At 41.8% G+C, this 13,086-nt stretch carries 11 protein-coding genes; all 11 read left to right on the top strand.

Annotated features, from left to right (window positions below):
• The first annotated feature begins 15 nt into the window (after positions 1-15).
• The 11 genes from A6J60_RS04770 (at position 16) to A6J60_RS04720 (ending at position 12,965) form a co-directional block, all read left to right on the top strand.
• Complete coding sequence (locus tag A6J60_RS04770) at positions 16-1,698, top strand: WG repeat-containing protein (RefSeq protein ID WP_127891430.1); 1,683 nt, start codon at positions 16-18, stop codon at positions 1,696-1,698.
• Positions 1,676-2,398 (top strand): hypothetical protein, encoded by a 723-nt coding sequence (locus A6J60_RS04765; protein WP_096064959.1) that lies wholly within the window; start codon positions 1,676-1,678, stop codon positions 2,396-2,398. The genes A6J60_RS04770 and A6J60_RS04765 overlap by 23 nt, the downstream gene beginning before the upstream one ends.
• A gap of 85 nt (positions 2,399-2,483) precedes the next feature.
• Positions 2,484-3,356 carry an NAD-dependent epimerase/dehydratase family protein gene (locus tag A6J60_RS04760; RefSeq protein ID WP_096064958.1) on the top strand — a complete coding sequence of 291 codons (873 nt, stop codon included), beginning with the start codon at positions 2,484-2,486 and terminating at the stop codon, positions 3,354-3,356.
• Positions 3,357-3,483: 127 nt separating this feature from the next.
• Positions 3,484-5,043, top strand: coding sequence for a hypothetical protein (locus A6J60_RS04755; protein WP_096064957.1), 1,560 nt, complete (start codon positions 3,484-3,486; stop codon positions 5,041-5,043).
• Between the two features lie 113 nt (positions 5,044-5,156).
• On the top strand, positions 5,157-5,831 hold the full coding sequence (pyrE, locus tag A6J60_RS04750; protein ID WP_096064956.1) for an orotate phosphoribosyltransferase: 675 nt from the start codon (positions 5,157-5,159) through the stop codon (positions 5,829-5,831).
• Positions 5,832-5,956: 125 nt separating this feature from the next.
• On the top strand, positions 5,957-6,928 hold the full coding sequence (gene gshB, locus A6J60_RS04745; RefSeq protein ID WP_096064955.1) for a glutathione synthase: 972 nt from the start codon (positions 5,957-5,959) through the stop codon (positions 6,926-6,928).
• Between the two features lie 218 nt (positions 6,929-7,146).
• Complete coding sequence (locus A6J60_RS04740; protein ID WP_096064954.1) at positions 7,147-7,593, top strand: DUF2147 domain-containing protein; 447 nt, start codon at positions 7,147-7,149, stop codon at positions 7,591-7,593.
• Between the two features lie 578 nt (positions 7,594-8,171).
• A complete protein-coding gene (gene murG / locus A6J60_RS04735) occupies positions 8,172-9,299 on the top strand; it encodes an undecaprenyldiphospho-muramoylpentapeptide beta-N-acetylglucosaminyltransferase (protein ID WP_264755568.1) in 1,128 nt (375 codons plus the stop codon).
• A gap of 122 nt (positions 9,300-9,421) precedes the next feature.
• Complete coding sequence (gene murC, locus A6J60_RS04730; protein ID WP_096064953.1) at positions 9,422-10,858, top strand: UDP-N-acetylmuramate--L-alanine ligase; 1,437 nt, start codon at positions 9,422-9,424, stop codon at positions 10,856-10,858.
• A 110-nt stretch (positions 10,859-10,968) separates the two neighbouring features.
• On the top strand, positions 10,969-11,955 hold the full coding sequence (locus tag A6J60_RS04725) for a D-alanine--D-alanine ligase (RefSeq protein ID WP_096064952.1): 987 nt from the start codon (positions 10,969-10,971) through the stop codon (positions 11,953-11,955).
• Between the two features lie 233 nt (positions 11,956-12,188).
• Positions 12,189-12,965 carry a cell division protein FtsQ/DivIB gene (locus A6J60_RS04720; RefSeq protein WP_227526066.1) on the top strand — a complete coding sequence of 259 codons (777 nt, stop codon included), beginning with the start codon at positions 12,189-12,191 and terminating at the stop codon, positions 12,963-12,965.
• Positions 12,966-13,086: the final 121 nt, after the last annotated feature.

The raw sequence follows: 13,086 nt of genomic DNA, 5'->3' as shown, positions 1-13,086 counted from the left end.
GTATTAACCCTCACTATGTCCTTAATCTTATGCAGTAAATATCTTTCAACAGGCATTAAATCTCTGATTATTTTTGCTGTATTAATGAGTTCAGCCACAATAACCTATGCCGAAATCAATAGCTGTTATTATCGGGGGGTTGGCGTAAATTATAGTGATAACAACAACAAGTTTATAGTACCAGCTGGCACTGTGCTTGATATGAATGAGGTTTTAAAAGACATTCGCTTAGAGAAAAAGGGCGACTTCTTCACAGTTAAAGATGCTCAAGGCAGGCCTCTATATCAAAGGTTATATGATATAGAGGTCTATACCAATGGCTATATTATTGCAAAGCAAGCAAATAGTGATACGCCACAAGGTGACGATAGAAAAGCTATTGGTATTAAAGCTAATAATAAAGGCGATACCAGCTCCAACTATGGACTAATCAATCCGACCGGTAAGCTCATTTATGACTTTAAATATCAAGGTATTGATTTGGTAGATGATGAATTAGTGATCTTAACCACACAATACCAAGGGCATCAAAGCGATACTTTGATGACGCATGATGGACAGGTTATTTACCCTGCCAAATCTCACGCAGGCATAACTAATGGTGCTGATAAGCAAAATACAGCGGTTCGCATTACCGCCATTCATTACGATACTGAAAGTCAGCAAGGTTATTTTCAAGTTGATCAGAATGACAAGTCTGGCGTGATTAATCAGCATGGGGACATGGTTGTCCCTCTTATTTATGATGAAATGAGTGTCATGAACGACACATGTGAGTCTGTTTATGATATTGATGAGACAAATGCGCTAAAAGTACGTATTGATAATAAACTAGGATTGATTCAGCCTAATGGCCAATGGAGTGTTCCCCTGGCACCTATGCAGTCGATTATTTATTTCAATACACAGACCTTTACGCCTTTTATTCTAAACCATATTGAAGCCAGTCAAGGTGAAGTAGATTCTGTCTATTGGCGACCTCAGGAAAAAGATACGATTAGGGAAAATTTAATAACGCTGAAAGGAGAAGTGCTACTGACCTCAGATGAGCCCATAAAAGATTTACGTGGCAACTTCTATCAGTTTTCAAAAAATGGCAAGGTTGGCATCATTAATAATTGGGCTGAGATAATATTGGACGCTAATTACGATCGAATTATAGTCAAACCCAATCAGAAGTTTTTGGTTGAGCGAGCGGGTAAGTTAGGTTTGGCAGAGGTGGATCAATCAGGCAATGCATTAATTGTACGTCGTTACTTTGATACGCTACAACCTGCACAAAGTGTCGATACCGATGACATAAGGGTAACTGAAGATATAATCACATGGAATGAAGAAACCTCAGAGTTCGAAGCGGAGACAGGGCTAGATCAATATATTCCTTTTCCAGATGAAACATATAATAAAATCGGTGAAGACGACAAGCAATATTTCTCTAGTAACTCAATTACTAATGAGTATTATGGTGAAGACACTCTGAATATTTATATCGCCAGTAGCAACAAACAGTATGGTGTCTTTAATATCGATACTGTCCTCATCCCTTTTATTTATGACAGCATAATTGATGTTAACGGTGTTTTTATCGTTGAAGATTCTGGTAAATATGGTGTTTTAGGCGTTAATAATAACGTTATAAAACCTATTATATATAATAGCGTACAGGATGCTAAAAATGCCTTATCGGAAGTTAGATAAAGAGTTGTTATCGAAGATTTTGATAAGTTATGTACTGAATATTCGGGGTTTCTGGTGCTTATTATTTGTTGGTATTGCTGTTGCTAATATTAGCTTGCTTCAGGCATATGGCAATACGCCTAACCACTTTGCTACTCAAGCTGACATTGATAAATCAAAAGCAGGTAGATCAGACCCTCTGCCATTTTATTTAACTAAGATTTGCACAAAATCTGTTTATATGGGTTCAGATATGTTGGCTTGTGAAGCAGGCTATGTACTAAAAGTTGAAACGCTAGATGATGGTACGGTTGTTGAATCACAATTTATGGATGAATACGACGGATATGGGTGGTCACATTCCCGAATTAAAAAGCTAAATGATGATATTTATCTGTTTAACTTAGCTTGTGGCAGTTATTGCGCTGGCAATATATTAGTTGGTCGACAGGGTAAGAAGCAGGGTTTTGATTACTTCTTTGATTATGATACAAAAACAGAGTGTGCTGTAGAGTACGACTATGATAAGAAAATGTGGGTTGCCACTCCGTTTTTTTCAGAAAACCGTATTGATTTAGTGCAAACAGTTGGCAACATTGAGTCTGATGTACTGCCTAAGTATGATTTAATGTTTAATAAAACAGGTGATGTTGAGGTATTCGATAGATCTTCTGAAAGCAGAATAAGTCTTTTCACTATATCTAATCCTTGCCAGCAATAACTGACATTAAGCATAAGACAGCGACCACTGAAACTTACTAATCAAACATTCCATAATAATTAAAATAATAAAAGGTAAGACCACTATGAATGGGCAAACTGAATTTAAACCACTTATTATCGGTCAAGGCGATATCGGTCTGGCAGTAACGAATGCATTAGCCAATCAAGATATAAAAGTCACTGGGCTGGCACGCGGTGAGCGTCATCAATATGAACTGGCTAATACGGCTGAATACTTACAAGCAGATGCTCATGATCTAACAGCCGAGCAGCTAAGTCCGTTTACTCATATCGCTATTATTGTCGCCCCTGATAACTATCAAGCGACCGATTATCAGCAGACTTACTTTGGTATTGCTGAGCACATCGCGACGTTAGCGGACAATTTGCCACAGCTTGAGCGCGTGGTATTTATATCATCCACTGGTGTCTATGGTCAGGATAACGGTGAATGGATAGATGAAACCGTCATTCCGCAAACACCAAAGCGCGAGGCATCAGGTTACATTTTACAAGCAGAGCAGGTGTTACAATCGGCATATGCTGCGCGGGCGGTTATCATCCGCCCTAGTGGTATCTATGGTAAGCAGCGTTTGATGCGTGTCCGCAAAGCGAGTGAGAGCAACAAACAGCCAATGCCAAAATATGCATGGACCAACCGAATCATGGATACAGATTTGGTCAATATCGTGGTTCAAGTGCTGTTAGAAGACGAGAAGCAGCTGAAACCAATGTATCTAGCGACTGATTATGCACCTGTGACCTCATTTGAGCTCAGCTCTTGGCTGTCAAACAAGCTTGGCAGTGATGCACCAGAGCTATCACAGTTAGATACTCATAAAATGATCGGCAAACGGTTACACAGTAATATCCCGCGAGATTGGCTACAATACCCAGATTGGCGTGTCGGTTATCAACACATTTTGTCAACGATTGAAGCATCTGCCATTAAATAGATTTTTGATGCATAGTTGCAGGATTGTTTTAATAAAAATATAAACCTTCTGTAGTTGCTAATTGAGCCGGTTTTGATAGACTTAACCGCCTACAGTCATTTTGAAGTAAAGCTTGGTAGGAGGGCGTATGTCATCTATGGGAAACTCGCACGACAATGCGCAAAATGAGTCGGATTCGGATAAGCGTAAGCAATCCAACGATAGCAAACCTTCATCGAATAATAATGCTGACTCAACCTACACTCACAATAGCGCACACAGCCAACAAGGAGCTGGGCATATCGACAAAGACTTTAGTTCTATTGCTGCATTAAACCAAAAGCTGAATCAGCCCTTTGTCAACCAGAGCAAAGCTCACGCTGCACAGGCTCAGGATAAGCATTCACAAGTTGAGCAGCAGGCAGCAAACGAAGCGGTAAAACTGACCAAAGCGCAGCAAAAAAAGCAGCGACTCGAGGAGGACTTGGCGCGTCTATTCAGTGAGCGTCAATTGAGCGGCACCAATGTCCGACATCCCAATATTGATCATGGGGAGTCTGCTTTAGATCCTGATCGCAGTTTAGCTGATATTCCAGAGCCAACCCCTCGATACCAAAGTGTGTTACAGCATCTAATAGCTGATAACGTACAAATACCAGCAGTGCTACAGGCACGATCAAAGCAGTCAACATCGGCTACAGTGGCGCAGGACTCAGAAAAACAGCAGGCGCAAAGCAAGCCAAAAAACGCACAGCTATTATCATCAGAGCTAGAATCTTCAGACTATGATGATACGTCTATGTGGGGGCTGATTGCCTCTCCTGAGCTGGCGTCGCATTTGGAGTTGTTGCAACTGGGCGGGTTGATTAATTTACCGGCACAATTTTTTGAACCGGTTGCAGCCGCTAAAGCCATTAAGCAAGGACGTGCTGGTAACAAAACATCAAGCGCTAAGCACACTGCGGATGCTCATCAGGATGCTGATTCCAGCCAAGACGCTGGCACCGATGAGGCGGCAAACAATTACGCTTTACTGTCACCATTAACTGAGATGACGCTGCTTGATTTGGCAGACATTCAGCAGGCTTGTGATGCTTATCCAGGCTTAACCCGTTATGGCTTTACGGGCAAAGCAAAAGTTAACGTCAAATCATTAAAGCAACCGTCAAATCAGCAATTAGAACCAGAAGCGCAGCAGACGTCAATATCAACATCAAGCTCAAGTTTAGCGGCGATGATGCCAGAGATGATTAATGATATCTTTGCACCAAACTGGGAGCTGATTTTATACCCAGAGCGCTTTGATAATGGCGTAGACAGTCTAGTTACCGATATTTTAGGTTGTAGTGTCGCAGTACATATCCTAAAGCAATGTCAGACTCGGCAGAGTATCAATCGCAGTCTGACAGCGCAGCAGATATGTCAGCATATGCGCAGCTATGTCCTTAGTCAGTGTAATCGTCACCCTCAGTTTGAAAAGCAATATCGGCAGATTCGTTTGTTTGTCGGTCATGTGATAGTCGCTGCCCATTATTTGGGCTTGGATGTGGTCTGTGCAGCTCAACATGCCAGTCATTCAGCGACCAATTGTAAAGGTAACACCAGCAGTAACTTAGGTGAGCCAATTTATTTAAACGTGTCATCCCGTTCTGCCTTGTTTAATCGTTATCCCAATATCAGCCGTTATTACATTAACGGATGGTCATAAATTTTCGTTAAATTAGCGTTAGAGCCGCATTTATATATTAAAATATGGCTTTTACGTTGGTGTGTAGTGGTCTATTTGAACCTGCTACTTTCATTTGTTTTATAGGATTTTTCATGTCATCTTCTCTTGCTAGCAACCGTTTTAGTCGTCATAACTTTATCCAATTGGCGCTGTCAAATGATGTATTGAAGTTTGGTGAGTATGTACTTAAGTCAGGCCGCATCAGTCCTTATTTCTTTAATGCTGGTTTATTAGCAACCGGTGAAATGTTATCGCTGCTTGCAAATGGCTATGCAGATGTATTGGCCGAGCAGGTTAAAGCATCAGGCAATAATGATTTGGTTATCTTTGGCGCGGCTTATAAAGGTATTCCTTTTGTCGCAGCGACTGCACAAGCGTTATGGAACAATCATGGTATCAATGCACAATGGGGATATAACCGCAAAGAGGTCAAAGATCATGGTGAAGGCGGTAATCTAGTCGGTGCTGATGTCAGCGGCAAAGCTGTCTGGGTACTCGATGATGTGATTACAGCAGGTACCGCGATGCGTGAAGTGGTCGATATTTTGTCAGCAGCCAATGCCACGGTAGCGGGCATTATTGTTGCTTTAGACCGTAAAGAAAAAGGTCAAAATGAGCAGTCGGCCATTCAAGAGTTGGCATCAACCTTATCCGTACCTGTGCAGGCGTTAGTCGATATGGATGACATTATTGATTATGTTGAGCAGCAAGGTGACTCGACACAGTTGGCAAAAATGCGTCACTATCGTGAACAATATGGTGTTTAAAACCCGATTGTTTCAATAATAGCCAGTGCAACAATAATCGCTTTAATAGTACTTCTTTAATAACAATTGCTTTAATAATAACCGCTTAAATAATAAAAACTACAGTCATAATGGAGTCAGCTATCATGAATAAAGAACAATCAAAGTCGCTTAATATTCTAGTGGTTATGGACCCGATTGAGACGGTCAACTACAAAAAAGATAGCACGCTTGCGATGATGTGGTCGGCCAGTGATCGTGGTCACCGTTTGGGTTATTGTCAAATTCATGATTTATGGCTGGATAAAGGATCATTAAAAGTTGACGCGCAGGCGGTTACCGTTCGCCGTGATCCGCAAGACTTCTATAGTCTGGAAGAGAAGGTGACTCAGCCTATTACCGATTATGACGTGATTTTGATGCGCAAAGACCCGCCGTTTAACATGCGCTTCTTATATAGTACCTATATGCTTGACCATGCTAAGGCTGCCGGTGTACTGGTAGTCAATGATCCACAGGCCATCCGTGATTGTAATGAAAAGCTATTTGCCACTTGGTTTAGCGACTTGATGAGCCCAACCATTGTCACTAGCAAACAGTCGCATATTCGTCAGTTTATTAAAGAGCATCAAGATGTAATCGTGAAGCCATTAGATGGTATGGGCGGTACAGGTATCTTTAGACTAACTGAGGATAGCCCAAACATTGGCGCGACACTTGAGATGCTTACTGAGCTTGAAACCTTACCGATTATGGCACAGCGTTATTTGCCTGAGATTAAAGAGGGCGATAAGCGTATTTTAATTGTTGACGGTGAGGTAGTGCCTTATAGCTTGGCGCGTATTCCAGTAAAAGGGGAGACGCGTGGCAACTTAGCGGCGGGTGGCCAAGGCGTGGCGATGCCAGTGACAGAGCAAGAGATGGCAGTGGCTAAAACAGTCGCACCAATTGTTAAAGACAAAGCGCTAATGTTCGTAGGCCTTGATGTTATCGGCGGCAAGATTACCGAAATTAATGTCACTAGCCCGACTTGTATTCGAGAAATTAATGATCAGTGCGGCACAGACATTGGCACTGATCTCATCCTAGCCATTGAGAGAAAACTGGCGAGTAATTAATCACTGTAGTCGGCTTAGCAGTGGCGGTACATTTATTGAGCTATAAAAAACCTAAGCCATTTCAACGGGCTTAAATGGGATGTAGTAATATTCGTGTAATATAAAATTAACTTATTTTACAAAATAAGTTAACAACCGCCTTGATAGCTATTGATTTTTTATCTCACTCTTATATGATGATAATGTAATTTGCATTAATGTTGAAACAAGGATGTCACATGAATATGTTCGCAAAATCGCTTTTATTAACAACAGGTTTGGCCTTTAGCATGGTTGCCAGTGCCGCTGACCAGCTAAACAATACCAAATGGACCACTTATAATGATAAGGGTCAGCCAGATTCAGTATTACAGTTTACTGAAAGCAACGGCAAGTTATCTGCAAAAATCGTTAAAATATTAGACCCACGTGCTGCAGGCAAGAGCGTTTGTGATACCTGTAAAGGTAAATTCAAAAACAAACCGCTAACCGGCGCCACTGTTCTTTGGGATTTAAAAGCAGATCCAAAAAATCCTAATAAATATATTGATGGTAAAGGTATTGAGCCAGAAAGTGGTATGACTTTCTCTGGTAAAGGCGAGTTAAAAGGGAATACATTAGAGTTACGTGGTTATAAAGGTATCTCATTTTTAGGTAAAACACGCATTTTAAAACGCCGTAACTAATCTGCCATTAGTAGATGTTATTAATAAATAACAGAAACAGAGTAGGCAGTTAGCAGTTACCGTCAATTAGATCTGATTTGATTGCCTTTAAATCAAAATTTAAACATTTTAAATTGAGTGTTATAGAGGTCTTGATATCAGTGTCTAAATAAGATAATTCATAAGCCAAGCAGCGAGTAAGTCGTTGCTTGGCTTTTTGTCTGTTTTTTTGAGCAAAAATTAGTGCATTTGCTTCAATAGCACTGAAATAGGGCTTTATACTTGTAGGTGTAAAGTTATACAATAGTCTAAAATTTAGTCAGTCAATGATTAGTTAGCCAGTGATTATTTAGACAGTGACTATTTAGCCAGTGAATAGACGGTCAGGGTATTAGCGAATTAGCCGTCCCATTTATGATTTTGGTTACTTGTGCTTGCTTGTCCTAATAAATAAGGCTATATATAGCCATTCATTGAAATTATGAACAAGTGTTTAGTCATTGGCATTTTATCGAACACTTTTTAGCAAACCATTTATTTTAAATACAATAGTGTCGTATCGAATCGTATAGCGCTGAGACATTCCAGGAGAGTTCTTCGTGAGTCATCCACAAAATGCAGTCGTTACTGCCAAGCAATCCCCCAATGTACTCATGATGGCAGCAGGTACAGGCGGACACGTGTTCCCTGCATTGGCTGTCGCCGAAGAGCTGAGTCAAAGAGGCGCGAATATCCATTGGTTGGGTACACCGCAAGGCATGGAAAATGACTTGGTGAGACCTGTCGGCTATACCTTTCACACCATTGATATGCAAGGCCTGCGGGGTAAGGGCATTGGTCGATTATTAAAAATGCCTTTTACCTTATCGCAAGCGATGCTGGCCAGTATTAAAATTATCAAACAAAACAATATCGATGTGGTAGTCGGCTTTGGTGGTTATGTCAGCGCCCCAGGTGGATTGGCAGCAAAAGCAACCAAAACCCCGTTAATCATTCATGAGCAAAATGCCATTGCCGGGATGAGTAATCGTTATTTGGCTAAGATTGCGACCAAAGTGTTACAAGCATTCCCAAATACTTTTGGTGACAGTGAGAGCGCAGATAACCCAAAACTTGAAACCGTCGGCAATCCAGTACGTGAAACTATTTGTGATATTGCGCCACCTGAAGAGCGTTATGATACTGAAGATGATAGTCCATTAAAGTTATTAATTGTTGGTGGGTCATTGGGTGCAGCAGCACTGAACCGTACTGTGCCAGAAGCCTTAGCTCAAATAGATAAGCCGTTTGAAGTGCATCATCAGTGTGGCCGTAATAACTTAGCCGATACTGAGCATCAGTATCATGCGGTTAATAAAGACGTTCATAAAGTGACTGTTAAGCCGTTTATTGATGACATGGCCGCAGCCTACGCTTGGGCGGATGTGATTGTTTGTCGTGCCGGGGCTTTAACCGTGACCGAGATTCAAAATGTGGGCTTGGCTGCAATTTTTGTGCCTTTACCACATGCAGTCGATGATCACCAAACAGCCAATGCGCGCTCACTTGCGGTAGAAGGTGCGGCTTATTTGGTGGCTCAGAGTAAATTGAGCGCTGAATATTTGGCGGAGATTTTGTTAGAGCTAGACCGTGCTAAGTGTCAAGATATGGCTATCAAGGGCAGAGCCTTGGCCAATCCTGAATCTACCGAGGTGACAGCGGACTTTATTTGGTCACAGTTGCGATAGACAGTTAGACTGTTATTGTGCGATGGCGCGATGATTGATAACGTTTACTGAATTTTTGATTTTATTTTTAATTGTATTTATTGACCTTTTTTAATAATTTTTTGAGTAATAAAGAGAGACTTATGCCAAAAGCAGCCTTGCCAAAACGATTGATTGAAATTCCAGAAATGCGCCGTATCAAATGCATTCACTTTATTGGGATTGGTGGGGCAGGTATGTGTGGTATAGCTGAGGTTATGAAAAATCAAGGCTATGGCGTTAGTGGATCAGATATTAAAGAAAGCCTAGTGACCAGACGATTGGCTGATCTGGGTGTAGAAATTTGCATTGGCCATGACTCTAAGAATATTGCCAATGCTGACGTGGTGGTGGTGTCTTCAGCCATTGACCGTAAAAACCCTGAGATTCAAGCGGCGCTAAAAGCACAGCTGCCAGTAGTACGTCGAGCGGATATGTTGGGTGAGCTTATGCGTTATCGCCATGGTATCGCAGTGGCTGGTGCACACGGCAAAACCACAACGACCAGTTTGTTAACCATGATGATGACAGAGGCCGGATTAGATCCGACTTATGTGATTGGTGGTAAGTTAAATGCGTCAGGTAAAAATGCCTCACTTGGCGAAAGTCGCTATTTAATTGCAGAAGCCGATGAGTCAGATGCTTCGTTTTTAACACTGCATCCAATGGCTGCCATTGTGACCAATATCGATCAAGATCATATGGAAACGTATGAAAACAGCTTCGATAAGTTAAAGGCGGCTTATATTCAGTTCTTACAAAACATGCCATTTTATGGTTTGGCCGTCATCTGTGGTGATGACAAAGAGCTGTATGCGATGATTGATGATATTGGTCGTCCTGTACAGACCTATGGCTTTGAGCCGCATAACAATGTGCAAGCCACTGACGTTAGAGTTGAAGGCACCAAGACCCACTTTACCGTATTACGCAAAGATCATGAGCCGCTACCGTTGACATTGAACATTCCTGGACAACATAATGTACTCAATGCGCTTGCAGCCATTACCATGGCGACCGATGAAGGCGTCGATGATGAGGCTATTAAGCGTGCGTTGGCTAAGTTTGCTGGTGTCGGCCGTCGATTTGAGCAGCAAGCCTGTGTTGAAAAAGATGACGGTGATGTGTTATTGATTGATGATTATGGTCATCATCCGGTTGAAGTTGCTGCTACCATTAAAGCTGCTCGCGAGAGTTATCCTGAGCGCCGTTTGGTTATGTTATTCCAACCACATCGCTACACACGTACGCGTGATTGCTTCGATGATTTCGTTGCCGTATTATCACAAGTTGATGAGCTGCTGCTGATGGATGTCTATAGCGCTGGTGAAACGCCGATTGTTGGTGCAGACACCAAGGCTTTAGCACGCAGCATTCGCTTACGCGGTGAAGTTGAGCCGATGTTAGTCGATAAAGATGATTTAGCGCCAGTGATGCGCCGTGTTTTAAAAACAGGTGATATGCTTATCACCCAAGGTGCAGGTAATGTAGGTCAGGTTTGTCAGGATTTGGCAGCCAATGACTTGTACATAAAAGAATAATTTTTTAGATCAGCCAAATAAACGTTAGGCTGATTAAAATTGAACTAAAAGCTGTAGATTGAACGACGTTAATCCTAACCAATTATATATTTACGTAAGATGCCAATACTATGACTGATTCTGCCATCCAATCAACACCAGATACTTTAGCCACTAGCACTGACGCGACCACTGGTTCAACTGTCAAAGACCCTAAAGTCTTTGGTAAAGTTGCCGTGGTGTATGGCGGTAACAGTAATGAGCGTGCTGTTTCTTTAGACAGTGGCGCTGCTGTATTAAAAGCGTTGCAAGACCAAGGGGTTGATGCGACCCATTTTGATCCTAAAGATCAAGACATCACAGAGCTGAAGAACTATGACAGAGTCTTTAACGTGCTACATGGTCGTGGCGGTGAAGATGGTCAGCTGCAAGGCTTACTAGATTGGTTGGGTATCCCGCAAACCGGCTCTGGTGTTTTAGCCTCAGCAATTGGTATGGACAAAGTGCGTACCAAACAGCTTTGGCAAGGTTGTGGCCTGTCAACAGCACCATTTTCAATTTTGACGGAAGACACTGATTGGCAGCAAATCGTTAATACTTTAGGATTGCCATTAATGGTTAAGCCAGTACACGAAGGCTCAAGTATTGGCATGAGTAAGGTAAATACTTTAGACGAGTTGCCAGAAGCCTATGCTATGGCGGCAGGCTGTGGTGACGTAGTTATGGCTGAAAAGTGGATTACTGGCCGTGAATTCACCATTGTTGTCATCGATGACGAAGCGTATCCAGTGATTCGCTTAGAGCCAGCCGATGTGGCTAACTTTTACGATTATGAAGCGAAATATAATCGCAATGACACCGCCTACCATATCCCTTGTGGATTATCGGAACAAGATGAAGCGCACCTACAAGCATTAAGTGTTGCTGCATTCAAAGCGGTAGACGCAAAAGGATGGGGCCGTATTGATGCGATGCAAGATGAAGCTGGTCAGTTTTGGTTATTAGAAATTAATACCGTCCCAGGTATGACCAGCCACAGCTTGGTGCCAATGGCAGCCAAAGCACGTGGTATGGACTTTGAGCAGTTATGCTGGCATATCTTGGCACAAACCCTATAATCGCTAACGCTGCATTATTTGCTGTGATGTTGGTTATTAGCAGTGGTGATTGTTTAGCTGCCTTTATTGAGTAATTTAACAAAAAATCAGGTGAGTTAGCTTCATCTGTGATTGTTCTGTTATAAAGTTGTCATAAATTGATACATGCTCATTAACCTTAGGCGCTATCGCTATTACAGCAAATGCGTTACAATTATAAGTTATTAACTAAACTGGACAAGATGGCCGCCTCTGTGAATAAAACCTCGCCGAACTTGAGTAAATTCTTAACCGCAAGGGTGTGGGTCGCTATTGCAGTGGTACTGTTTGTCACTCTGTTTTTGTTAGTTGCCAATAGAGTGTATCACTCGCAACCTGCCAAAGTGGTGGTGAATCCCAAAAACTTGGATGCAGCCGAATATCAAAAACTAAATGATATGCTTGCTGAAGAGCAAGTGGGCAGTTTTTTCACGGTAAAATTACCGCAATTGAAAAACCAAGTGTTGCAGCAAGATTGGGTGAGCCAAGTTGATATCGAGCGTAGATGGGGTGAGGGGGTAGTCATTACGGTATTACCTCGAGAGCCGGTTGCTCGTTTTGGCAGTGAGCACTTAATCGATGTAGAAGGCCAAGTGTTTCGTCCGGTTAATGAGGCCGATTTGCAGCAAAACAATTTGATTATGCTGCAAGGCGATGCCGATCAGTCGATTTTAATTATGCAGCAAATGCAGCAAATCAATCAGTGGTTCGCACCTTTGAAAATGCAGGTTGCTGATATGGTGTTGACGCCACGAATGACTTGGATTATTCGATTTACCAATAATCAGCGCGTTATTGTTGATAATGAGATGACCTCACAAAAGTTGATGAATTTAAGTCAGCTATTACAACACCAGCTGTCTGATAAACGCGAAAAGATCAGTGCCATTGATTTGCGTTATAAAAATGGATTTGTGATTGATTGGAAAGCTGAGCAGCCAAGCAATAACAGCCCAAATACAAATAGTGATGCAAATTCGACTGATATCTAGCAATTAGCTAGTTTTTATTTAGCTAGTAATTATCTAGATCACAGTTGACAGATACGATGAATTTATCGAATCTAACCGTTATTTTATAAATATAGAATTTAAACACAGCATTAAATTGAAA

The organism is Psychrobacter sp. FDAARGOS_221 (genome assembly GCF_002313155.2).
Classification (GTDB): Bacteria; Pseudomonadota; Gammaproteobacteria; order Pseudomonadales; family Moraxellaceae; genus Psychrobacter.
The sequence above is the reverse complement of the archived record's forward strand: the minus strand, read 5'-3'. Positions and strand labels throughout refer to the sequence as shown.

Coding starts and splice junctions, on each gene's coding strand:
- A6J60_RS04770 (WP_127891430.1), top strand. CDS start 16: ATGTCCTTAATCTTATGCAGTAAATATCTTTCAACAGGCATTAAATCT.
- A6J60_RS04765 (WP_096064959.1), top strand. CDS start 1,676: ATGCCTTATCGGAAGTTAGATAAAGAGTTGTTATCGAAGATTTTGATA.
- A6J60_RS04760 (WP_096064958.1), top strand. CDS start 2,484: ATGAATGGGCAAACTGAATTTAAACCACTTATTATCGGTCAAGGCGAT.
- A6J60_RS04755 (WP_096064957.1), top strand. CDS start 3,484: ATGTCATCTATGGGAAACTCGCACGACAATGCGCAAAATGAGTCGGAT.
- pyrE (WP_096064956.1), top strand. CDS start 5,157: ATGTCATCTTCTCTTGCTAGCAACCGTTTTAGTCGTCATAACTTTATC.
- gshB (WP_096064955.1), top strand. CDS start 5,957: ATGAATAAAGAACAATCAAAGTCGCTTAATATTCTAGTGGTTATGGAC.
- A6J60_RS04740 (WP_096064954.1), top strand. CDS start 7,147: ATGAATATGTTCGCAAAATCGCTTTTATTAACAACAGGTTTGGCCTTT.
- murC (WP_096064953.1), top strand. CDS start 9,422: ATGCCAAAAGCAGCCTTGCCAAAACGATTGATTGAAATTCCAGAAATG.
- A6J60_RS04725 (WP_096064952.1), top strand. CDS start 10,969: ATGACTGATTCTGCCATCCAATCAACACCAGATACTTTAGCCACTAGC.